At 61.1% G+C, this 22,339-nt stretch carries 19 protein-coding genes; 11 read left to right on the top strand and 8 right to left on the bottom strand.

The genetic code is table 11. The features are described 5' to 3' along the window. Window positions 1–37 precede the first annotated feature (37 nt). Window positions 38–1,246: an ammonium transporter gene (locus WBK23_RS04415; RefSeq protein WP_424482760.1), complete on the bottom strand. Its 1,209-nt coding sequence runs from the start codon at window positions 1,244–1,246 to the stop codon at window positions 38–40. Window positions 1,247–1,628: 382 nt separating this feature from the next. On the opposite strand from WBK23_RS04415, the gene WBK23_RS04420 reads away from it, so the two are divergent. The 8 genes from WBK23_RS04420 (at window position 1,629) to WBK23_RS04455 (ending at window position 10,390) form a co-directional block, all read left to right on the top strand. After that, complete coding sequence (locus WBK23_RS04420) at window positions 1,629–1,946, top strand: DUF883 family protein (RefSeq protein WP_424482761.1); 318 nt, start codon at window positions 1,629–1,631, stop codon at window positions 1,944–1,946. 15 nt (window positions 1,947–1,961) lie between these two features. Continuing rightward, window positions 1,962–2,345, top strand: a complete 384-nt coding sequence (locus WBK23_RS04425; RefSeq protein WP_424482762.1) for a phage holin family protein — start codon at window positions 1,962–1,964, stop codon at window positions 2,343–2,345. Continuing rightward, complete coding sequence (locus WBK23_RS04430) at window positions 2,342–2,698, top strand: hypothetical protein (RefSeq protein ID WP_424482763.1); 357 nt, start codon at window positions 2,342–2,344, stop codon at window positions 2,696–2,698. Before WBK23_RS04425 ends, WBK23_RS04430 begins: the two co-directional genes overlap by 4 nt. 74 nt (window positions 2,699–2,772) lie before the next feature. After that, window positions 2,773–3,936, top strand: a complete 1,164-nt coding sequence (locus tag WBK23_RS04435; RefSeq protein ID WP_424482764.1) for an EAL domain-containing protein — start codon at window positions 2,773–2,775, stop codon at window positions 3,934–3,936. 169 nt (window positions 3,937–4,105) lie between these two features. After that, window positions 4,106–4,879: a substrate-binding periplasmic protein gene (locus WBK23_RS04440; protein ID WP_424482765.1), complete on the top strand. Its 774-nt coding sequence runs from the start codon at window positions 4,106–4,108 to the stop codon at window positions 4,877–4,879. A 70-nt stretch (window positions 4,880–4,949) separates the two neighbouring features. Continuing rightward, the gene (locus WBK23_RS04445; protein WP_424482766.1) at window positions 4,950–6,281 is read left to right on the top strand and encodes a deoxyguanosinetriphosphate triphosphohydrolase; all 1,332 of its coding nucleotides are present in this window, start codon (window positions 4,950–4,952) and stop codon (window positions 6,279–6,281) included. A gap of 3 nt (window positions 6,282–6,284) precedes the next feature. Next, window positions 6,285–7,334, top strand: a complete 1,050-nt coding sequence (locus WBK23_RS04450; RefSeq protein WP_424482767.1) for an FUSC family protein — start codon at window positions 6,285–6,287, stop codon at window positions 7,332–7,334. 98 nt (window positions 7,335–7,432) lie between these two features. After that, window positions 7,433–10,390 carry an HD domain-containing phosphohydrolase gene (locus WBK23_RS04455; RefSeq protein ID WP_424482768.1) on the top strand — a complete coding sequence of 986 codons (2,958 nt, stop codon included), beginning with the start codon at window positions 7,433–7,435 and terminating at the stop codon, window positions 10,388–10,390. A 61-nt stretch (window positions 10,391–10,451) separates the two neighbouring features. Here WBK23_RS04455 and WBK23_RS04460 read toward each other — a convergent pair whose 3' ends face one another. Beyond that, window positions 10,452–10,793, bottom strand: coding sequence for a YggL family protein (locus tag WBK23_RS04460; protein WP_424482769.1), 342 nt, complete (start codon window positions 10,791–10,793; stop codon window positions 10,452–10,454). A gap of 235 nt (window positions 10,794–11,028) precedes the next feature. On the opposite strand from WBK23_RS04460, the gene dacB reads away from it, so the two are divergent. The 3 genes from dacB (at window position 11,029) to WBK23_RS04475 (ending at window position 15,758) form a co-directional block, all read left to right on the top strand. After that, window positions 11,029–12,477, top strand: coding sequence for a D-alanyl-D-alanine carboxypeptidase/D-alanyl-D-alanine endopeptidase (gene dacB, locus WBK23_RS04465; protein WP_424482770.1), 1,449 nt, complete (start codon window positions 11,029–11,031; stop codon window positions 12,475–12,477). 206 nt (window positions 12,478–12,683) lie between these two features. Continuing rightward, window positions 12,684–15,431, top strand: a complete 2,748-nt coding sequence (locus tag WBK23_RS04470; RefSeq protein ID WP_424482771.1) for a 7TM diverse intracellular signaling domain-containing protein — start codon at window positions 12,684–12,686, stop codon at window positions 15,429–15,431. Between the two features lie 87 nt (window positions 15,432–15,518). Further along, a complete protein-coding gene (locus tag WBK23_RS04475; RefSeq protein ID WP_424482772.1) occupies window positions 15,519–15,758 on the top strand; it encodes a YheU family protein in 240 nt (79 codons plus the stop codon). A gap of 21 nt (window positions 15,759–15,779) precedes the next feature. Here the strand turns inward: WBK23_RS04475 and WBK23_RS04480 are convergent, their stop codons facing one another. The 6 genes from WBK23_RS04480 to WBK23_RS04505 all read right to left on the bottom strand — a co-directional run bounded on the left by WBK23_RS04480 (window position 15,780) and on the right by WBK23_RS04505 (window position 22,306). Further along, complete coding sequence (locus tag WBK23_RS04480) at window positions 15,780–16,208, bottom strand: hypothetical protein (RefSeq protein ID WP_424482773.1); 429 nt, start codon at window positions 16,206–16,208, stop codon at window positions 15,780–15,782. Window positions 16,209–16,305: 97 nt separating this feature from the next. Further along, window positions 16,306–17,466: a CynX/NimT family MFS transporter gene (locus tag WBK23_RS04485; protein WP_424482774.1), complete on the bottom strand. Its 1,161-nt coding sequence runs from the start codon at window positions 17,464–17,466 to the stop codon at window positions 16,306–16,308. A 130-nt stretch (window positions 17,467–17,596) separates the two neighbouring features. After that, window positions 17,597–18,403: an SDR family oxidoreductase gene (locus WBK23_RS04490; RefSeq protein ID WP_424482775.1), complete on the bottom strand. Its 807-nt coding sequence runs from the start codon at window positions 18,401–18,403 to the stop codon at window positions 17,597–17,599. Window positions 18,404–18,622: 219 nt separating this feature from the next. Then, window positions 18,623–18,946 (bottom strand): ComEA family DNA-binding protein, encoded by a 324-nt coding sequence (locus WBK23_RS04495; protein ID WP_424482776.1) that lies wholly within the window; start codon window positions 18,944–18,946, stop codon window positions 18,623–18,625. A gap of 137 nt (window positions 18,947–19,083) precedes the next feature. Further along, on the bottom strand, window positions 19,084–21,033 hold the full coding sequence (locus tag WBK23_RS04500; protein ID WP_424483285.1) for a polysaccharide biosynthesis protein: 1,950 nt from the start codon (window positions 21,031–21,033) through the stop codon (window positions 19,084–19,086). Between the two features lie 91 nt (window positions 21,034–21,124). After that, the gene (locus WBK23_RS04505) at window positions 21,125–22,306 is read right to left on the bottom strand and encodes a DegT/DnrJ/EryC1/StrS family aminotransferase (RefSeq protein ID WP_424482777.1); all 1,182 of its coding nucleotides are present in this window, start codon (window positions 22,304–22,306) and stop codon (window positions 21,125–21,127) included. Window positions 22,307–22,339 lie beyond the last annotated feature (33 nt).

Consider the following 22,339-nt stretch of genomic DNA (forward strand, 5'->3'; position numbering starts at 1 on the left):
GGACACTGTCCGGGCCTTTTGCATTAGCGCGTAGCCATCAATCCTGGCTGATGGAGCCGATCTTGTGCACCGAGAGGTCGGCACCGTAGTACTCCTCTTCCTGAGTCAGGCGAATGCCCACGGTGACTTTCAGCACGCCGTACACCAGCAGGCCGCCAAGTAGCGCCACCAGCACGCCCAGCGCGGTGCCGATCAGTTGACTGGCAATGCTGACGCCGCCCAGACCGCCCAGCGCCTCCTGACCGAAGATGCCGCAGGCGATACCGCCCCACACGCCGCACAGGCCATGCAACGGCCAGACGCCGAGCACATCGTCGATTTTCCATTTCACCTGGGTCGCGGTAAACGCCCAAACAAACAGCGCACCGGCCAGCAGCCCAGTCGCCAGCGCACCGACCGGATGCATCAGGTCGGAACCGGCGCACACCGCCACCAGTCCAGCCAGCGGGCCGTTGTGCAGGAAGCCCGGGTCATTGCGCCCCACCACCAACGCCGCGACCGTACCACCGACCATCGCCATCAGGGTGTTGACCGCCACCAGGCCGCTGACGCTGCCCAGCGTCTGCGCGCTCATCACGTTAAAGCCGAACCAGCCAATGATCAGAATCCACGAGCCAAGGGCCAGAAACGGAATATTCGACGGCGCAAAGGCCACCAGACGTCCATCCCGATAACGCCCATCGCGCCGGCCGAGCAGGATTACCGCGCCGAACGCCAGCCAGCCACCCACCGCATGCACCACCACGGAGCCGGCGAAGTCATGGAAGGTCGCGCCAAACTGCGCCTCCAGCCAGGCCTGCACGCCGTAGTTGCCGTTCCAGATCATCCCCTCGAAGAACGGGTAGATGAACGCGACGATCAGCACCGTGGCGCACAGTTGCGGGCCGAACTTGGCGCGCTCGGCAATGCCGCCGGAAATGATCGCGGGAATCGCCGCGGCAAAGGTCAGCAGGAAGAAGAACTTCACCAGGCCATAACCATGGCCCTCGGTCAGCACCTTGGCCGGTTCGAGGAAGGTCACGCCGTAGGCAATCCAATAGCCGACAAAGAAGTAGGCCAGCGCCGAAACGGCGAAGTCGGAGATGATCTTCGACAAGGCATTGACCTGATTCTTCTGCCGCACCGTACCTACTTCGAGGAAGGCGAAGCCGGCGTGCATGGCCAGCACCATCACCGCACCGAGCAGAATAAACAGGGTGTTGGAGCCATGAATCAGGGTTTGCACAGCACTGTTGAGGTTTTCCATCTGCGAAGAAAACTCCGTCGCGAGGGAAAAGCACCAAAGCGGATCACGACCAGCCATCTACGCACCATTTAACGGCACAGATAGCCTTCCACCGGATCGACACCCTGCCAGCGACACCGTCAAACGGCACCACGGGCAATTCGTATCGAGGCACTTATTCCATAGTTATTAATGAGTTATTGATGCACCACGGCATCCTGGCCAAACCCCTCAAGGCCCCATAAAGGCGCGCTTGACCGAGGCTGCGCACCAACCCAATGCAAGCGCTATACCAGCCCGTGCGCCGCAAAGGTGCTCAACACGCGATCCGCAGAAAAAAGCAACCTCAGTGTCCTCTGGCTACTCGAACGCCCTACACTGACGCCGTCAACGGAGAGACCTTATGACCCGCAAAAGTCCTACCCCACCCAGCCAGGATCAACTGCTCGAAGAATTCCAGGCCCTGGTACGCGACACCGAACGCTTGCTGCAACACTCCGCCAGCCTGGCCGGTGAGCAGGCCGAAGAGCTGCGCGAACAGATCCGCAGCAGCCTCGGCCGCGCCCGCAGCACCCTGCACAACGCCGAAGACGCCCTGCACCAACGCGGTAAAGCCGCGCTTGAGGCCACCGAAGGCTATGTACAGAGCCACCCCTGGCAAACCTTGGGCATTGCCGCCGGCATTGGCCTGTTGCTCGGCATGCTGATTTCCCGGCGCTAACACGCGAGACTGACCATGGATGCTACCCCCCCTTCCTCCTCCAGCCGCGGCAGCGCGCCGCGGCGTTTTGCGGCGGCCCTTATGGGGCTGGTGCAGGGCCATATCGCCCTATTCGGCGAAGAACTGAAAGAACAGCAAAGCCACACCCTGCGCCTGCTGGTACTGACCAGCCTGAGCCTGACCTTCGGCCTGCTGCTGTTGATCGGCCTGTCTGCGGCGCTGCTGGTGATCTTCTGGGAAAGCCATCGGGTCAGCGTACTGATCGGCCTGTGCGCCTTTTATGGGCTGGGCCTGCTGAGCTGCCTGGCCGCACTGCTGCTACGCATCCACAACGCACCCGCGCCTTTCAGCGCCAGCCTCGAAGAGCTGGCCCGCGACCGTGAGCAACTGCTGCCATGAATCCGATCGAATTACCGGCCAACGCCTCACGCCGCGACCTGCGCAAGGCCATGCTGCGCCTGCGCCTGGAAATGCACCGCCAGGAGCTGCGCCATGAAACCCTGGTGATGCTGCAACCGCTGCGTCAGGCGCAGCACTTCAGCAGCCACTGGCGCGAGGAGCTGGGCAACAGCAATGCACCACTTTGGGTCGCAGGGGGTGCGCTATTGCTGGCCACACTGGGCATCCGCCGTGGCCATTGGCGACGCTGGCTGCGCATCGCCCTGATCGCCTTCCCCTTGCTCAGGCGCAACCCGCAGCGCCGCCCGCAGACAGCGGCAGGCACGACTAAAGAGGCAGATACAGGGGATTAATCTGGCCACGATCTTGCTTAGTCCCTTGGCTACGCCGCCCATCGGGGCGCTTTGCCTGGCTAAGGAACTGCGCAGTGTTCAACGGTCAACCGCTTGCGGTCTTCCAACCTTTTATCGATACCGCCACCGGACGTATTGCCGGTGTCGAGGCGCTCGCGCGACTGCGCAGTGAGGATGGCCGCCTGCACTCGGCAGGCCCGCTGTTCAGTGACCCGAAAACCCCGCCCACGGCCCTGCGCCGCCTCGACCGCCAGGTTCGCGAGCAAGCCCTGGCACGCTTCCATGACGCCCCGCAGGACTGGTTTCTCAGCCTGAATATCTCGCCGCGCTGGATCAGTCGACTGCGTCCAGAGCAAGCCTTGCCCAGCTTGAAACAGCTGCAGCGCAGCGGTATCGACCCGACACGCATCGTCTTTGAAATCACCGAGTTGGGTGGTGCCAGCAACCGTTTACCCGGCGTGGTCGAACGCTACCGCCAAGCCGGCGCGCGCATCGCCATCGACGATTTCGGTGCCGGCTATTCGCAGCTCGACCGCGTACTGGCCCTGCAACCGGACATCCTCAAGCTGGACATGCGTCTGTTCCAGCAGGCCGCGCGCGGCGGCCCGAGCAGCGAAGTGGTCAAGGCCCTGGCGCAGATGGCGGAAAAAACCGGTTGCTGGATCATCGCCGAGGGCGTGGAAACCGAAGCCGAGCTGGATTTTGCCCTGGAGTGTGGGGCGCGCTACGTGCAGGGCTACCTGTTTGCCAAACCCGAAGAAGCGTTTTTCAGCAGCAATGCCTTCGTCAAACGCTTCGCCCAATTGCGCGACCATTATGTGCAGCAGAAACTCGCCGAACGCGCACGCCTGATGACCCTGCGCCAGCAGCTGGGCGAGCTGATGAACAGTTTCAAAACCTGGATCGAAGGCGGCGCGCCAGCCGATCAGTTGCCGCAGCCGCACGCCTACCCCTGGCTGCTGCGCATCTACCAATGCGACCGCCACGGTACCCAGCTCACCGCCAACCTGGAGTGGCGCGAGCACAGCTGGCACAGCGATGCGCGCTATGTCGGGCATAACTGGTCCTGGCGGCCGTACTTCTACCAATTGCTGGCCGAGGGCTGGGAAGAACGCCGACTGATCCTCTCCAGCACCTACCGCGATGCCACCAGCAACCAGTACTGCCTGACTGCCGGGCAATTTATTGACAACGGCAAACAGCTGCTGCTGATCGATATCGACGCAGCCGGCTTCTAAGCACGCCGCAGCTCGCGGCCAAAGGCTACGGCGAATTGACGAACACTCCGGCGCGGCCACAATCAAGGGAGGGAGATGCAAGGCAGCGCGCAGCCGACTCAGGCTGCCGGGTGTTCCACAGCCACGGCGACCCAGCATCATGCAAGCGGCCCTTATCAGTATGCTGCTCGTGTTCTTACTCCTGTCCCAGGCGCTGCGGGCCGAAGGAGCTAGCGTTCTGCGCCTGTGTTACCAGCTGGAAGACCACCTGCCGTTCACGGCACCGGCGACCGGCGCGCAACCCCCTGGCCCGGGGATTCTGCTGGAGCTTATCGAGGCCGCAGCGGCGCAGGCCGAGCTGCCCATTACCTTGCAGCGCAAGCCTTGGAAACGCTGCATCCTCGCCTTGCAGAAGGGCGAGGTGGACGGCATATTCCCAGCCATCTGGCAGGAGGAACGCGATGCCTGGGGCCAGTTCCCCGGCCGCGACCGCAAACACGACCTGCCGGTGCAGCGGCAGTACCGGCTGTGGCAGGTCGACTACCCGATTGCCACCCGCCGCGACAGCCTGCTGGAGTGGGACGGCCAGCGCTTCAAGCATCTACGCTATGGCCTGAGCGCCCCCTTGGGCTACCTCACTCGTCAGCGCCTGGAAGAATTGGGGGCCCTGGCCAGCGCCTCGTACACGGCGGAAAAAGCCCTGCAATTGGTGGCCAGCGGCCGCCTCGATGGCTTCGTGATCGAGCGTTCGATCAGCCAAACCCTGATCACCAAACTACAGCTGCAAGGCCAACTGCAGTTTCACCCCATACCGCTGCTGGAAGCGGACTGGCATCTGCCCCTGTCCCAGCAGTTCTATCAGCGCCACCCGGAGCTGGCTCAACGCTTCTGGCAAGCCCTCGGCCAGCAACGTGAAGCGCGCGCCCCCGAGCTGCGCCAGCGCTATTTAAGCGCTTGGCCTTAAGTCGCCTTGCATGATCAGAACAGAACCCCGAAGCTAGCCGGCAAAAGCCAGGTAACGACGAGGACATACCTTGGATTGGCAAACCCTGCTTACCCGCGAACGACTCGGCAAACCGACGCACAGCGTCGCAGAACTGGGCCGCACACCCTTCCACAAAGACCACGACCGCATCATCTTCTCCGGCGCGTTTCGCCGCCTGGGGCGCAAGACCCAGGTGCATCCGGTGTCGAGCAACGACCATATCCACACCCGCCTGACCCACTCGCTGGAAGTCAGCTGCGTCGGCCGTTCGCTGGGCATGCGCGTCGGCGAGATGATCCGTGGCGCATTGCCGGACTGGTGCGAGCCAAGCGACCTGGGCATGGTCGTGCAATCGGCCTGCCTGGCCCACGACATTGGCAACCCGCCGTTCGGCCATTCCGGCGAAGACGCCATCCGCCACTGGTTTCAGCAGGCCGCCGGGCGCGGTTGGCTGGACGACATGAGCGCCGCCGAGCGCGGCGACTTTCTCAGTTTCGAGGGCAATGCCCAGGGCTTTCGCGTGCTCACCCAGCTGGAATACCACCAGTTCGACGGCGGTACCCGGCTGACCTACGCAACGCTCGGTACCTACCTGAAATACCCCTGGACCGCCCGCCACGCCGAGGCACAGGGCTACAAGAAGCACAAGTTCGGCTGCTACCAGAGCGAGCTGCCACTGCTTGAGCAGATCGCCAGCAAACTCGGCTTGCCGCAGCTGGAAGAGCAGCGCTGGGCGCGCCATCCGCTGGTGTACCTGATGGAGGCCGCCGACGACATCTGCTACGGCCTGATCGACCTGGAAGACGGCCTGGAAATGGAGCTGCTCGACTACCGCGAAGTCGAAGCGCTGCTGCTCGACCTGGTCGGCGATGACATCCCGGAAACCTACCGCCAACTCGGTCCGGACGACTCCAAGCGGCGCAAGCTGGCGATCCTGCGCGGCAAGGCCATTGAGCACCTGACCAACGCCGCCGCGCATGCCTTTGTCGAACAGCAGGATGCGCTGCTCAAAGGCAGCCTGCAGGGCGACCTGGTCGAGCACATGCACGGCACCGCCAAGCGCTGCGTGCAGGGCGCGAAAGACATGGCGCGGCAGAAGATCTTCCAGGACAAGCGCAAGACCCTGCACGAGATCGGCGCTTACACCACCCTGGAAATTCTGCTCAATGCCTTCTGTGGTGCGGCTCTGGAGCAACATGGCGGGCGTACGCCGTCGTTCAAGAACCGCCGCATCCTCGATCTGCTCGGCAACAACGCGCCGGACCCGAACTGGCCGCTGTACCGCTCGTTTCTGCGCATGATCGACTTTATCGCCGGCATGACCGACAGCTACGCTACTGAAATGGCCCGTGAAATGACGGGCCGTTCAAGTCCGGTATAAGCCATGAATAGCTTCCTGCGACAAACCTTCAGCTGGCATGCCGGCCCACCCGCCTGGGGTCCGGCGATGGTTGCCGGGCTCGGCTGCGCCCTGCCCTTGCTGCTCGGCCTGTTCAGCGCCCACCCGGGTTTCCTCTGGGCATCGGCCGGGGCCTTCCAGGCCGCCCAGGCCAGCCCGCTGCACCGCCTCGGCATGCTGCGCATGCTGATGCTTTGTGGCCTGGGGGCCTGCAGTGCCGGCCTCGGCTTCTGGTCCGCCGACCACCCCTACGCGAGCTTTCTGATCTTCGCCGCCTTCGGTTTTCTGCTGGCCTGGCTGCAACGCTTTGGCAGCGAAGCCGGCAAGCTGGGCATCGGCCTGGCCATCTGCCTGTGCCTGGGCCAAGGCCAGTACGGCCTGGGCAACCTGAACAACCCCTACGCAATTGCCATGCTGTTTATCCTCGGCGGGCTCTGGGTGATGCTCCTGGCCTTTGGTCTGCGTGGCATGCACGGCCTGCGCATGTGGCCGTACATGCCGCGCTTTATCAGCATCTTCAAAGTGCTCAAGCGCCACGCCAAGCGCCTGCCGCAGCAGAAGTGGCGGCTGCATGCGCTGGGCTGCACCCTGGCGTTCGCCCTCTCCGGGCTGATTGTCACCCTCGCAGAACTGCACCGCGGCTACTGGCTGACACTGACGGTGGTCACCACCTTGCAGCTGGATTTCCAGGGCAGCCTGGTACGTGCTGTGCAATCGATTCTCGCCAGTCTGGGCGCGGCGGCACTGTTGATCCTGCTCGGCCACAGCCTGCAGAACCCAGCCCTGATGGTCGCCACCCTGCTGCCGCTGATCACCCTCAGCCGCGCCCTGCAGGCCAACCATTACGGTCTGTTCGTACTGCAGACCTCGGTGTGTTTCGTGCTGCTGGCAGAAAGCCTGGCGCAGGATTGGCAGCTGCCACAGGTGCGCCTGTTCAACAGCCTGATCGGGGTGGTATTGGCGCTGTTGGTGGCCCTGCTGATCCACGGACTGGAGCACTGGTTGCAGCGTCGACAAAACCCACAAAATAACTAGTATTTCTGAGACGCTTTCTGCCCTGCCACAGCAGCAAACCGAGCCAGGCTTCACTATGCTTGGCTCCTTGTCGATTGCAGTCAAAGGAGTGAAGGGCAATGCAGCAAAAACCACGCTTCAACGAACGGCGCTTCCCCCTCCATATCCATATCAGTGTGCTGTTCACCCTTCTGCTGCTCGGCTCGGGGTTGGTTCTCGGCCTCTACAACTATCAGCAAACCAGCAAGATCATCCTGTCCAGCAGCGACCAGCTGTTCACTCAGATGCGCAAAGAGGTCCAGGCGGATCTGCAAAACACCTACCAGCCGATCCGCGCCATGATCAACCTGCTGGCGCGCAACGAGCAGATCAACGGCCGCGACCGCCACGAACGGATGATCATGCTGCCGATCTTCGCCCAGGCCTTGCGTGACAATGCCAAGCTGGCCTCGATCTACGTCGGCTACGGCGATGGCGGTTTCTTTATGGTGCGCCCACTGCGCAGCGAGAAACTGCGCAAAATCTTCTTCGCCCCGGCCAACGCCGCCTTTCAGGTGTGGAGCATCGACCGCATCAGCGAGCAGCGTCTGGACTCCGAATTCACCTTCTTCGACGACCAGTTACAACCCATCAGCCGTCGGCAAAACCTCAAGGAAACCTACGACCCGCGCACCCGGCCCTGGTACAACAAGGCGCTGCTCAGTCAGAAGCACCACACCACGGCACCCTATGCGTTTTTCTCCACCAGCGAGATCGGCACCACCCTTTCCCGGCAAAGCACCGGCACCACCGTGGTGGGTGCCGACCTGACCCTGGACGACCTGTCCGCCACCCTGGCCGCGCACAAGGTCACGCCCTCCACCGAAATTGTGTTGTACAGCGCGGATGGCAGCGCAGTGGCCTACCCGGACAGCGCACGCTTGATCATCCCCGGCGAAAAGCTGCAACTGGCCCAGGTCAAGGACCTCAGCCCGGCACTCGATGATTTCCTCAAGCTCGGCCTGGAGCAGGATCGCCAAGGCGGCGAGCAACTGGGCGGGCAACGCTGGCAGGTCTCCTATACCCAGCTCAGCGAAGGCGGCCCGGATGGCCTGCGCCTGGCGTTGCTGGCCCCGGAGCGCGAGCTGCTGGCCGATGCCTACCGCATGCGCTGGCAGGGCGCAGTGTTGACCCTGTTTATTCTGCTGCTGTGCATCCCGATTGGCTGGCTGATGTCGCGGGTGCTGGTACGCCCGCTGCGCGCGCTGGTCGCCGAGGCCGAAGCGATTCGCAGCTTCAACTTCGACTACCCAGCCAGCGGCCGCTCGCCGGTACTGGAAGTGGATCAGTTGGCCGTGGCCATGAGCAAGATGAAGGACACCATTTCCAGCTTCCTCGACATCACCGCCAGCCTGTCCGCGGAAACCCGCTTCGATGCCCTGCTGCGCCGGGTACTGCGCGAAACCGTCGACCTCAGCGAGGCCAGCGGCGGCTTGCTCTATCTGCGCGACAGCAGCAGCGGCCGGCTGGAGCCGCACGGCCTGTTTATCAACGATGAGCAACACAACCTGGAACAACACCGCATCCCGAGCTTCGATCAGGGCGACCCGAGCATTCCCGACTGGCTGGCGCATACGGCCATGGGTGGCAGCAGCGTGGTGGTGTCGCTGGGGTTCGATGAGGCCGGCAACTTCCAGAGCCTGCTGCACACCCTCGACAGCCCACGCGTACACCTGGTCAGCAGCGGCTTGCACAATCGCCAGGGGCAGACCCTCGGCGTCCTCCTGTTGTTGCACCGCGATACCGGCGATGAGTCCGACCTGGCCATGCTGCGCCCCGAACGGATCGCCTATGTCGAAGCCGTATCTGGCGTCGCGGCACTGTGCATCGAAAGCCAGCGCCTGCTCGATCAGCAGAAAAAGCTGCTGGATGCCTTTATCCAGCTGATCGCCGGTGCCATCGACGCCAAGAGCCCCTACACCGGCGGACACTGCCAGCGCGTACCGGAGATCACCCTGATGCTCGCCCGCGCGGCGGCCGCCAGCGACGAAGCACCGTTTCGCGATTACCAGCCCAATGACGAGGAATGGGAAGCCCTGCATATCGCCGCCTGGCTGCACGACTGCGGCAAGGTCACCGTGCCCGAGTACGTGGTGGACAAGGCGACCAAGCTGGAAACCATCTGCGACCGCATCCATGAAGTGCGCATGCGTTTCGAGGTGCTCAAGCGTGATGCCTGGATTGTCTATTGGCAAAGCCTGAGCCAAGGCGGCGATGCCAGCAGCCTGAGTCAGTTGCGCGATGAACTGCTGGCCACCCTGGATGATGAATTCGCCTTTATCGCCCGCTGCAACCTGGGCGGCGAAGCGATGGCCGAGGCCGATCTGGAACGTTTGCGCAGCATCGCCGCACGCACCTGGACGCGCACCCTGGATGATCGCCTCGGCGTGTCCTGGGAAGAGAACCTGCGCCAGTCACGCAGCCCGGCGCAAGCGTTGCCGGTACAGGAAGCGCTACTCAGCGACAAGCCCGAGCACCTGATCGAGCGCCCGGACAGCGAGCGCATCGCCGCCGACAATCCCTGGGGCTTCAAACTGGACGTGCCGCATTACAAACACAACCGCGGCGAGCTCTATAACCTCGGCATTGGCCGCGGCACCCTGACCAACGAAGAACGCTTTATCATCAACGGGCACATGGTGCAGACCATCCGCATGCTCAACCACCTGCCCTTCCCGCCGCACCTGGCCAACGTCGCCGAGATCGCGGGCGGTCACCACGAGAAAATGGACGGTACCGGCTACCCGAAACGGCTGAAGCGCGAGGACATGAGCCTGCCGGCGCGGATGATGGCCATCGCCGATATTTTCGAGGCACTGACTGCGGTGGATCGCCCCTACAAGAAGGGCAAGCTGTTGTCCGAATCACTCAACATCATGGCGGGCATGTGCAAGGGCGCGCATATCGATCCCGAGCTGTTCGGCCTGTTTGTGCAGGAAAAGATCTACCTCAGCTACGCCGAACGCTTTCTACGCAGTGAGCAAGTGGACACGGTGGACGACGCGGCGCTGCTGGCCAAAGCTGGCCTGAGCGGCTAACAGGAGTTTTGCTGGAGGGAACAACAGCGGGACGCGCGCGATGCACGTCCCGCTTGGAGCATCAGGCCTGGTTGATCGAGTTGTCTGGATACCAGACGTCGATCAGCGGGCTGGCAGTGAAATCCACCAGCTCATCACGGCCTTTCAGCCAGGCTTCAACGGCAGCGCGCTGCTCTGCGTTGACCGAGCCACGCTTGGACAGGCATACAAGACCGAAGTCATCGCCGCCGACATAGCCCAGACCGTTAGCGGTCATGGCGTCACGCAGGAACTGCTCAAGGAAGCTGTCGATGGCCTCATCAGCCAGGTCTTGCTTGAAGTTCAGGTTCAGCTCAAAACCCAGCTCCTGGAATTCATCCACGCAGAGTTTTTTGCGCAGACGGCGGGAACGGTTAGTAGCCATGGAACAATCCTCAAAAGTGATAACGCGCGGCACTCTAGCAGTTTCGCGGCCTGCGCGCCCGCCTAGAAGACGACAGGTCGCTACCCGGGCAACAGAAAAAGCCCGCCGAATAGCATTTGCGCGCACTCAGCGAGCCCTGTCTTGGGGCATAATTGCCGGCATCCTCCCAACCCGCGATGGGACCTTATTACATGCTTCGCGTCATTTTTGTCCCTCAGCTGGAGGGTAGCCGCCCATGATCAAATCCCTGCGTCACCTGGCCATCGCCAGCCTGCTTCTGCCCTTGGCCCTGCCGCTGCACGCTGCCGTCGACGGCCTGCCGAACAAGGTCCAGCAAGCGCTGAAGGCCAACAAGATCAGCACCCAATCACTGTCGCTGGTGACCATTCCGCTCAATGGCCCGGGCAGCAGTACCTTTTACAACGCCGACATTTCCGTCAACCCGGCTTCAACCATGAAACTGGTGACCACCTATGCGGCGCTCGAACTGCTCGGCCCGACCCACCAGTGGAAAACCGAATTCTTCACCGACGGCCAGCTCAAAGGCGGCGTGCTCAACGGCAACCTGTACCTCAAGGGCGGCGGTGACCCCAAGCTGAATATGGAGAAGCTCTGGCTGTTGCTGCGTGACCTGCGCGCCAACGGCGTGCAGCAGGTGACCGGCGATCTGGTGCTCGACCGCAGCCACTTCGTCCAGCCCGCACTGCCCAGCTTCAACGACGACGGCGGTGACGCCAACAAGCCGTTCCTGGTGGCCCCCGACGCACTGCTGGTCAACCTCAAGGCGCTGCGCTTTATCGCCCGCACCGAAGGCGGCAAGGTGCATATCGCCGCCGAGCCACCGATTGCCAATATCCGCATCGACAATCGCGTCAAGGCCTTGCCCGCGGCCAAATGCCCAGGCTGGCCGGACGTACGCTACAACCCGGTGACCGAGTTCGACGGCACCACGGTGATTGTCAGCGGCAAGCTGGCCGAGGGTTGCAGCTCGCAGACCTACCTGTCGCTGCTCGATCACCCGAGCTACGCCGCAGGCGCAATCCGCGCCATCTGGCAGGAACTGGGTGGCAGCATCCTCGGCAAGGACCGCCTGGCCCCGGTGCCGGCCAAAGCCCGCCTGCTGGCCCGCGCCTACTCGCCGGACCTGACCGAGATCATCCGCGACATCAACAAGTACAGTAACAACACCATGGCGCGGCAGCTGTTTCTCAGCCTCGGCGCGCAGTTCCGCAACTCCGCCGACCAGGACGACAGCAAGGCCGCGCAGCGGGTGATTCGCAGCTGGCTGGCACGCAAAGGCATTACCGCGCCGCACCTGGTGATGGAGAACGGTTCCGGCCTGTCGCGCGCCGAGCGGGTCAGCGCACGGGAAATGGCTGCGCTGCTGCAAGCCGCCTGGAAAAGCCCGTATGCCGCCGAGTTCATGGCCTCGCTGCCGCTGGTGGCAATGGACGGCACCATGCGCAAACGCCTGCACCGCACCCCATTGGTGGGCGAAGCGCGGATCAAGACCGGGACGCTGAACAACGTGCGCGCCATCGCCGGCTTCAGCCGCGACAGCAACGGCAACAGCTGGGCCGTGGTGGCCATCCTCAACGACCCACGCCCGTGGGGCGCATCGTCGATTCTCGATCAGGTACTGATCGACCTCTATCGCCAGCCCAAGCTCAGCGCCCAGCGCTAAAGCCGATGGCCCGCGGCACAACCCTAGGGTTGTTGTCGCAGGCCGCAGCGCGACCTCGAAGGCCAACGCTAGACACCTGGACCCAGCATTCCCGGCACTGTGCGATACGCCCGTTCAGGATGCTTGAAGGGCAGCCCGCATCCGGGCAAAGTGATGCCAACGAAGGGGTCGGATTCGGCCCCACATAAGAATAAAGAGGTTGCTGAATGCCTCGTATCTGGCTGGCGTTGGTACTGCTCTGGTTGTGCGGGCCGGCGTGGGCGCTATTGCCTGCAACCCTGGACAATACCGACCTGCGCCTGTCGCTCGGGCCGTCCATGGGCTACCTGCAAGACCCGCAAGGCGAACTGACGCTTGCCCAGGTCAGCGCCCTGGCGGACGAACGCTTCACCCCGGTACAGGGCGAGCACGCCAACCTCGGCAAGAATGATTCGGTCTGGTGGTTCAAGGTCAGGCTGAACAACAGCCTGGCACAGCACCTGGCCGGCTATCTGGAGGTCAATTACCCCCTACTCGACCACCTCCAGGTCTTCCTTTCCATGGCCGATGGCCAGTGGCAGATGCAAGACAGTGGCGATCGCTACGCCTTTTCCCAGCGCCCGGTGCAGGTGCGCAACTTCTGGTTCCCACTCGATCTGCCCCCTGGCGAGAGCACCCTGCTGGTGCGCGTCGACACCACCAGTACGATCTTTATGCCGCTGTTCTTCAGCACTTACCAGGCCAGTGCCGCCGCCCAGGAAAACCTGATGGGCATCAATGGCGCGTTCTACGGCGTGCTGTTCGCGATGTTCTGCTACAACCTGTTCCTGTTCCTCTCGCTACGCGAGTCGGCCTACTTCTGGTACCTGGTGTACAACCTGAATATCGGCCTGTTCGCCGCCAGCTTCGACGGCATGCTGTTCAAGCTGCTGCCCGAGCATATCGGCCTGCAGTCGGTGAGCATTTATATCCTGATGTATATCCACTGCCTGACCGCCACCCAGTTCAGCCGCCACTTCCTGCACACCTACCAGTACTTCCCGCGCCTGGACCTGGGCCTGCGCCTGTTTATGCTGCTGGTCGGCGGCTGCCTGGTGTCGGTGCCGCTGATCGGTCTGCAGGCCTGGAATATCCTCGCCAGCCTGACCGTGCTGGCGGTGTCCCTGGTCCTGCTGCTCTGCGGGGCCTATGTCTGGCGCAAGGGCCTGCGCTACGGCTCTTATTACATCCTGGCCTGGGGCATCCTGCTGGCCTCGTTTATCATCGCCACCTCGGGCTCGCTGGGCGTCGAACTGTTCGGCCTGTATGGCGCAGCCGTGGTCAAAGTCGGCGTGACTGTCGAACTGATCACCCTGTCGATCGGCCTCGCCGACCGCATCAATATGCTCAAGGAAGAAGGTTTCCAGTCGCGCCGCGCGGCCGAGCAGGCGGAAATCGAGAACCTGGCCAAGAGCCGCTTCCTGGCCAAGATGAGCCACGAAATCCGCACCCCGCTCAATGGCGTGCTGGGCATGCTGCAACTGCTCAAGGAAACCGCACTGGACCGCAGCCAGCGTTTCTATGTCGACACCATTTCCAGTTCGGGCAGTTCGTTGATGGCGGTGATCAACGACATTCTCGATTACGCCCGTATCGAGTCCGGCAAGCTCAGCCTGGAACATATCGAGTTCGACCTGGAAGAGCTGATTTCCGACACCTTCAGCCTGTTCACCGGCCAGGCGCTGGACAAGCGCCTGCGCCTCTATGTCAGCCTGGAAAACGGTGTGCCACGGCGTATCCAGGGTGACCCGACGCGGCTCAAGCAGGTGCTGATGAACCTGCTGAGTAACGCCCTGAAGTTCACCGCCGAGGGCCATGTGGCGCTGAATATCTGCCAGCGCAATGACTCCCAGGGCAAACCCCACCTGGTATTCGCCATCAGCGACAGTGGCATTGGCATCAGCGACAAGGCCCTGGCGCAACTGTTCGACTCCTTCGCCCAGGGCGACTCCAGCACCACCCGCCGCTATGGCGGCAGTGGCCTGGGACTGGCCATCAGCAAGGAGCTGGTGGAGATGATGGGCGGGCGTATCGAGGTGCAGAGCACGCCCGGCCAGGGCACGCGCTTCGCCTTCGACATTCCGCAAGCCGGCGAGGCAAGCCCGGTCGATCCACTGCATACGCTGCTCAAAGGGCGTACGGCGCTGCTCACCTCCCTCGACGGCCTCGGCCTGGATGCCCTGAGCCGGCTGCTCGGGCGCTGGGGCATGCGCACCGAGCGCTGCCAGAACCCGGAAAGCCTGCTCGGTTACCTGCAGGATTTCGCCGCTCCGCCGCTGCTGGTACTGATGGCCCCCTGGCCGGGCAGCACCCAGCACTGGCTCGACTCACTGCGTCCGCTGCTGCAGCCTGGTCAGCGCGTGCTGCTGCTCTGCGCACCCGAGCAATTCCAGCAACTGCCGAGCACCGGCGGCTTGCGCCTGCTCAGCCTGGCCCAGCCACTGGCCATCACCGCCCTGCGCAGCGCCCTGCAGGAGTTGTATGAGGAGCCGCGCGTGGCGGAAATCAAGCCCCTGCCCAGGGCGCACAACGACAGCGGCAACACACCGTGCATCCTGGTCGCCGAAGACAACCCGGTGAATCAGTTGGTGGTGCAGGGGTTTCTGAAAAAGCGTGGCTACAGCGTACGCCTGGTGACCAACGGACTGGCCGCGGTCAACGAATACCAGCGTGACCCAAGCGCGACGCAGCTGATTTTGATGGACTGCGAAATGCCGGAGATGGATGGCTTCGAAGCCACCCGCCAGATCCGCCGCCTGGAACACCAGCACAAGCTGCCGGCGGTGCCAATCATCGCCCTGACCGCGCATATCCTCGACGAACACCGCCAGCACGGTACCGAAGCCGGCATGAATGACTTTCTCGGCAAACCGCTGGACAGCGCCAAGCTCTACAGCACTCTGGAGCAGTATCTACAACGCACTTCAACCAGTTGAGCGACCACACATCAATCATCCGGCAGCAAACATGGCCAGCCAGGACTACGCGCGTTAGCATCGCCGCTGCGTTTTGGAGAATAAGCCGTGCTGATCCCCTACCACCTGCTGGAAGCTGACACCCTCACCCGCCTGATCGAAGATTTCGTCACCCGCGACGGCACCGACAATGGCGACGAAACACCGCTGCACACACGCATAGAACGGGTACGTCATGCCCTGGGCAAAGGCCAGGCCGTGATTGTGTTTGATCCGGAAAGCCAGCTGTGCCAGCTGGCGTTAAAGCGCGACGTACCCAAGGAGTGGCTACAGGCGCTGGAAGAGTAAGCCGAGCACAGCAAGGGTGCGCTAGCCGCGCAATCCGCCCTCACGCTCCCAGGCGCAACGCACGCGTAACTCACCTTCATGAGGACTATGCGAGCCATTGTCAGACTCCCAGCGAAAGGTGTGCGTGCCATTCAGCTCGGTTTCCAGATGCACCACCGCGCTGGCCCAGTACAGGCGCTTGAGCAACGCCTCGAATTGCTTGATCCACAGGCTCCACTCGTACTCAACCGTGCGGTAACTGGCCCCGAAGTGGATCACCTGAGTCTGGTACAAGCCATCGCTCGGCTGCTGACAGCTGGCAAACATCTCACGACCGAGAAAACTCCAGACGTCACCAGACGGCAACCCGTCCAGAACCTGGCGATTGATTTCGCGGCGCAAACGGCTCTCCGCCGGACTATCGGACGGGCAATCGCGGATGCAGCCATAAACGATGGATTCGGACTCCACGCAGGCACTCCAGAAATTCAAGGCTGCCTTCTATCACAGCCTCGGAGAGCAAGGAAGGAACTGCCGCTAAATAAGCACAATCCCCAACCAAAGCAGGCTAGCTGGCCCGCGGCCCCCGCCGCATCATCCAGGCCAGCACGGTCATCAACACTGCCAGGCCGGTCAGCGCCACAAACGGCACCTGATAGTTACCCGCCAGATCGCGGGCCAAGCCAGTCAGCACCGGCGTCAGGCAGCCAATGCTGTAGCCCACGCACAGCATCATCGCGGTCCAGCGGCTGACCGCCAGCGGCGAACCCGCCTCATACAATGGCAATACCAGCGACAAGGCAAACGTGCCACCCAGACCGAAACCAATGCTGAGCGCCCACACCTCAGGGAGAACGGTCGGCTGGAAGGTGATCATCGCCAAGCTGACGGTCGACAGCAGACCACAGCCGACCAGCAGCAGGTAACGATTCTGGAAGCGCTGCGCCAGCCACGGCAAAAGAAAGGAGCTGGGCAAACCCATCAGCATCGACACACTGAACAGACTGTTGCTGTGCATCAGGCTCAAGCCAGCCTCGTGGTAACGCGCCACCGACCAGGTCGCCAAGGCATAGAACAAGCCGGCCTGAATGGCAAAGAAAGCACTGATCAACCAGGCCCGCGGCTGTCGCCACGGCAGGCCACCCGCACCTTCACTGCCATCCCCCTCGAGGCGATTTGGCAGACACAGCCATAACAGCAAGCCGAGCAGCGCAGGCAGCGTCCATATCGCCAGCCCTTGCGTCCACTCGTCGCCCAACAGCTGGGTTGCCGGCACCGTCAGCACCGCACCGCTGGCACCGCCAATCGCCATGCTCAGCGAATACCAGCCCACCACGCTGCCCATCCGCCCAGCAAAATGGCGTTTGATAAAACCCGACAACAGCGGGCCGGTCACGGCGATCGCCGCGCCCAGCAGCACTGCGCTACCAATCAGAATCTCACTGGCATGCCCGAGCAAGCGCAGCAACAGCGCCAGTGCAATCACGCCCATGCACAAGGCAATGGTGCGCTCCAGACCGATGCGTAACGCCAGACGTGGCGCGAAAGGTGCCAACAAGCCCATGCACAGCACCGGCAAGGCGGTGGTGAGGCTGATCAGGCTGCGGCTCAAGGCCAGTTCAGTGGCGATCCGTTCAATCAACGGCGCGAGGGAAGTGATCCCGGGTCGCAAGTTGATTGCGGCCAGAATCAGGGCCAGTAGCAGCATGACCCGCGGGAAAGGTTTCACAATACATCCATCAGTTTCGCGGCCAGGCCGACATGACCGCAAACCCTAACGCCCGAGCCTGCCACAGGCAAGCCCGAGGACGCATTAAGTTGACCAGACAATCAACAAGTCCAGCCTGGAAAAACCACCCTTACTTCGACCGTGGCGCGCGCATCCTGTCGGCCATGGTGGTCATTTCGCTGTACAGCAACTGCGGATTTTTCTGCTTCAATGCCCAGGCCATGCGGCCCTGTTCGTGCGGCAGAATCATAAACTCGCCTTTGCCGATCTCCTGGTAGATGTAATCGGCAATATCGGCCGCGCTGATCGGCGAGCTTTCCAACAGTTTGCCCACCTGCGCCTTCATGGCCGGCGTCGGACCGCGGAACGAGTCGAGCAGATTGGTCTGGAAGAACGACGGGCAAACCACATGCACGCCGATTTCCTGCAGCTTCAATTCGATCAACAGGCTTTCCGACAGCGCCACCACGCCGGCCTTGGCCACGTTGTAGTTGCTCATGGCAGGCCCCTGCATCAAGGCCGCCATGGAGGCAATATTGACGATCTTGCCTTTGCTCTTTTCCAGCAGTGGCAAGAAGGCCTTGCAACCCTTGACCACGCCCATCAGGTTGATCGCGATCTGCCAATCCCAATCCTCCAGCGACAGCTCGCTGAAGAAACCGCCAGAGGCCACACCGGCGTTATTGACGATCACATCGATACCACCAAGCTTTTCTTCGCACGCCTGCGCCAAGGCTGTCAGTTGGCTGTAATCGCGCACATCGCAACGCTGAGTAAAACCATCACCACCAGCCTCGCGAACCATCTGCAGGGTTTCCGCCAGGCCAGGTTCATTGACATCGGAAAGCGCCAACTGCCAACCCTCACGCGCCCAACGCAAAGCGATTTCACGCCCCAAACCCGAACCCGCGCCGGTGATCATCATGCGATTTTGCATAGAGTGGCTGCCTTGTTGTGCTGTGATTGATGAACGCAGTGTAGCCAAGCAAATAATCCACCCCACCCACCATTAGCGCCCTGAATAAGCCAGGCAAACCATCGACAGTAGGTGGCGGCTGAAATCGCCAAAACGCGTCCTTACTGGGTGACTCAATCGCCAAGTTTCGGACAACAAAAAGGCCGGTCAACCCGGCCTTCCAGATAACGTTTGAATGCGTCAGTTGATGCTCAACTTATCGCGATTCTTCGCCAAAGTTGCCTCGCCAATCCCATTGACCTCAAGCAACTCATCCACCGAAGCAAAAGCACCGTGCTCATCACGATAGGCAACAATCGCCTGCGCTTTGACTTCGCCAATACCCAACAACTCGCGCTGCAAAGTTTCCGCATCGGCCGTATTGAGATTGACTTTAGCGGTAGTCGAAGCCTGAACTTCTGCGCTCTGGCTGACAGGTTGCGAAGGTGCTTCAGTTGCCGAAGCGACGAGTGGCAGTGCGCTTAAGAGCGCCAACAGCAGAGCAGAACAATAGACTTTGAGCATAATTTTATATCCTTCCTTAGAGATAAGTTCGGATGGCACTTCCATGCTCCACCCGCAAACTCAAACTAGTCGATCAATCGACGCTGTCAAATACGCAGAAGCAATCTGCCAAGACGACTACCCGACCGCCCCAAGTATCAGCTCGGCGTATCCGTACGGCGCTGCTGATGTATCCAGTCGACTATCTCACCCTCAGGCATATACCCGCTGACTGTCTCACGTAGCAGCTGCCTTACGCGGTCGTAATCATCACACTCAACCGCAGCCAGGAGATCAGCCAGCACCTGCTTGAATGCGTCCCATGGTAGATGTTCTTCGTTAGCCCGCATGATCATCGGGTGATCCGTAGGACTCACGTTATCGCCGATCAACAGCTCCTCGTACAGCTTCTCACCTGGGCGTAAACCGCTGAACTCGATAGCGATGTCACCCTGCAAGTTCTTCTCAGAGCGCACACTGAGGCCACTCAGGTGAATCATTTTCTCGGCCAGCTCAACAATTCTTACCGGCTGGCCCATATCCAGGACAAACACATCCCCACCCTGCCCCATGGCACCAGCCTGAATAACCAACTGGGCTGCCTCAGGGATCGTCATAAAGTAGCGAGTGATATTGGGATGGGTGACTGTAACAGGGCCGCCCTTGCGGATCTGCTCATGGAACAGCGGAATAACAGATCCTGAGGAGCCCAGAACATTACCGAAACGCACCATGGTGAAGCGAGTCTTATTGAGCTGATGCACACCCTCATCGTCAAGAAATAGCACAGGTGCCGACTCACGACTCAACGCCTGCAACACCATCTCGGCCAGACGCTTGGTGCTGCCCATGACGTTAGTCGGACGCACCGCCTTGTCGGTAGAAATCAGTACAAAGTGCTCAACACCAGCCCTCACCGCCGCTTGGGCAGTCAAGGTTGAGCCCAGCACATTGTTCAACACGCCCTCAGCAATATTGTGCTCAACCATGGGCACATGCTTATAGGCTGCCGCGTGATAGACCGTGTTCACGGCCCATGTACGCATCACATCCAACAAACGTCCAGCGTTACGAATCGAACCCAGAATCGGCACTAGACGGACCGACAACGATTCGCGCCGAATACGTTGTTCCAACTCACTGTGAATAGCGTAAAGATTGAACTCGCTGTGCTCGAACAACAGTAAGATAGTTGGTCCAGTTGCGACAATCTGCCGGCACAACTCAGAACCAATAGAGCCACCAGCGCCTGTCACCATGACTACTTGACCGCAGATGCAGCGCTCGAACAACGCTTTCTTCGGTGGAACGGCATCACGGCCAAGCAGGTCGGCGATATCGACCTCCTGAACATCCTCGACCTTGACCCGACCACTGGCCAGATCCATAAAGCCAGGAACGCTACGAACATGTAACGGGAACTTCTCGAGCATCTCCAAGACTTCACGACGACGGCCGCGTGTCGCTGAAGGGATGGCCAAAAGAATCTCCTGAGGCCCCGTATCATCGATCATCTGCTGAATATGTTTGGGTTTATAGACACGTAAGCCAGAAATAACTCGATTGGCGATACCTTCATCGTCATCGATAAAGGCAACAGGCCGCATTGCTCGCCCCATACGAAGCGCAATGCCTAACTGATTACCTGCAGCGCCCGCACCATAAATCGCAACTTTCGGTAGAGCGTCTTCGCGCGTAACGAACGGCAGTGCCTGACTAGCCATATACCAGTCGCCAAGAAAATACTGGCGCATGAACAAACGTAGACCGCCAACCATGACAATACTGAGCCACCAGTAAATGAACACCAGTGAGCGGGGGACGGTATTGGCCACATCCTGATACCAGTACACCACCAATGCCAAAAATAACGCCGACAACGTAACGGCCTTGGCAATAGCAACTAACGCGTCATTACCAAAATAGCGCATAACCTCACGGTACATACCCATCCGGACGAACAGGGGAATAGCAATCAGTGGTGCCGAAATAAACAACCACATGTAACCATCCCACGGCATGACCAGATCATCGATCCCAAGCCGAACGACAAAAGCCAGCCATAGAGCGGTCCACACCAAAATCACATCCGTGCCAACCTGCAGCATGCGCTTGGTTTGCCGCGGCAGATTCAGCAGCCGCTCACGCAACAGGTCAATAGTCCTCAACACAACAACGCCCTCATCGATATTTACAAAATCACTGATCAGCTGCGGCCAACGCCATCACGGAGGCCAGAACGTCACAGGTTTTTTCAATTTCCTGCGGCTCGAGCGTGGGATGAACCAGGAACATCAGGCTGGTTTCGCCCAGTTCCTTGGCAACCGGCAAGCGACACTCGGGACGCCAGCCAGTACCATCGAACGCCTTCTCGAGGTAAACCTCTGAACAAGTGCCCGCGTAGCAAGGCACTCCTTGCTCAGTAATCTCGGACTGAATCCGGTCACGATCCCAACCTGGCTTGAGCCTGGAGGGCTCGACAAACACATAGCATTTATACGCCGCATGGCGAATATCCTCGGGTATCACCGGGACACGCAAGCCCGCGAGCGAGCTGGCCCGCTGCCAGATACGACGCGCATTATCGATGCGCGCTGCCTGCCAGGCCTGCATACGCCTGAGTTGGATACGCCCGATGATTGCCTGTACCTCAAGCATGCGCCAGTTGGTTCCGAATCGCTCATGCAACCAACGAAAGCCCGGAGCATGTTCACGCTCATACACCGCTTCCCAGGACTTCCCATGATCCTTAAACGACCACATGCTCGACCAGAGGCCAGCATCGTTAGTGGTGACCATGCCACCTTCGCCCCCGGTGGTCATGATTTTGTCCTGGCAGAATGACCACGCACCGATGTGCCCAATGGAGCCCACTGGACGCCCCTTGTAGAGGGCACCATGGGCCTGTGCGCAATCCTCGATGACGAAAAGCCCATGGGCATTCGCCAGCGCCATGATAGGGTCCATGTCGCAAGGCCAACCTGCCAGGTGAACGCAGATGATCGCACGGGTACGCGGAGTCAACACAGCAGCGATCGACTCGGCCGTGATGGCTTGGGAGTTCGGGTCGACATCCGCGAAAACAGGTACAGCCCGCGCAGTCACGATAGACGATGCAGAGGCGAGGAAGGTTCGCGATGTCACGACCACCTCATCCCCCTCGCCGATACCGAGAGCATTCAGCGCCAGATCCAGCGCCACCGTTCCATTCGCCAGGGCAACCGCATGCTCGGTACCGGACCACGCTGCGAACTCACGCTCGAAGTCTCGGCACTCCTGCCCTGTCCAGTAATTGACTTTGTTGGATAGAACCACATCCCGAACAGCATTCGCCTCTTCTTCAGTAAAAGAAGGCCAGGGAGAAAACGGCGTATTCAGCACAAATAAATTCCCAGTAAAAACCTTGAAAACTGA

The organism is Pseudomonas sp., from assembly GCF_049653025.1.
In the GTDB taxonomy this organism is placed as follows: domain Bacteria; phylum Pseudomonadota; class Gammaproteobacteria; order Pseudomonadales; family Pseudomonadaceae; genus Aquipseudomonas.

What these genes read in the sequence shown, in the direction of transcription:
- WBK23_RS04415 (WP_424482760.1), bottom strand. Translation starts at nt 1,246, where the DNA reads ATGGAAAACCTCAACAGTGCTGTGCAAACCCTGATTCATGGCTCCAAC.
- WBK23_RS04420 (WP_424482761.1), top strand. Translation starts at nt 1,629, where the DNA reads ATGACCCGCAAAAGTCCTACCCCACCCAGCCAGGATCAACTGCTCGAA.
- WBK23_RS04425 (WP_424482762.1), top strand. Translation starts at nt 1,962, where the DNA reads ATGGATGCTACCCCCCCTTCCTCCTCCAGCCGCGGCAGCGCGCCGCGG.
- WBK23_RS04430 (WP_424482763.1), top strand. Translation starts at nt 2,342, where the DNA reads ATGAATCCGATCGAATTACCGGCCAACGCCTCACGCCGCGACCTGCGC.
- WBK23_RS04450 (WP_424482767.1), top strand. Translation starts at nt 6,285, where the DNA reads ATGAATAGCTTCCTGCGACAAACCTTCAGCTGGCATGCCGGCCCACCC.
- WBK23_RS04455 (WP_424482768.1), top strand. Translation starts at nt 7,433, where the DNA reads ATGCAGCAAAAACCACGCTTCAACGAACGGCGCTTCCCCCTCCATATC.
- WBK23_RS04460 (WP_424482769.1), bottom strand. Translation starts at nt 10,793, where the DNA reads ATGGCTACTAACCGTTCCCGCCGTCTGCGCAAAAAACTCTGCGTGGAT.
- dacB (WP_424482770.1), top strand. Translation starts at nt 11,029, where the DNA reads ATGATCAAATCCCTGCGTCACCTGGCCATCGCCAGCCTGCTTCTGCCC.
- WBK23_RS04470 (WP_424482771.1), top strand. Translation starts at nt 12,684, where the DNA reads ATGCCTCGTATCTGGCTGGCGTTGGTACTGCTCTGGTTGTGCGGGCCG.
- WBK23_RS04490 (WP_424482775.1), bottom strand. Translation starts at nt 18,403, where the DNA reads ATGCAAAATCGCATGATGATCACCGGCGCGGGTTCGGGTTTGGGGCGT.
- WBK23_RS04495 (WP_424482776.1), bottom strand. Translation starts at nt 18,946, where the DNA reads ATGCTCAAAGTCTATTGTTCTGCTCTGCTGTTGGCGCTCTTAAGCGCA.
- WBK23_RS04500 (WP_424483285.1), bottom strand. Translation starts at nt 21,033, where the DNA reads ATGCTGCAGGTTGGCACGGATGTGATTTTGGTGTGGACCGCTCTATGG.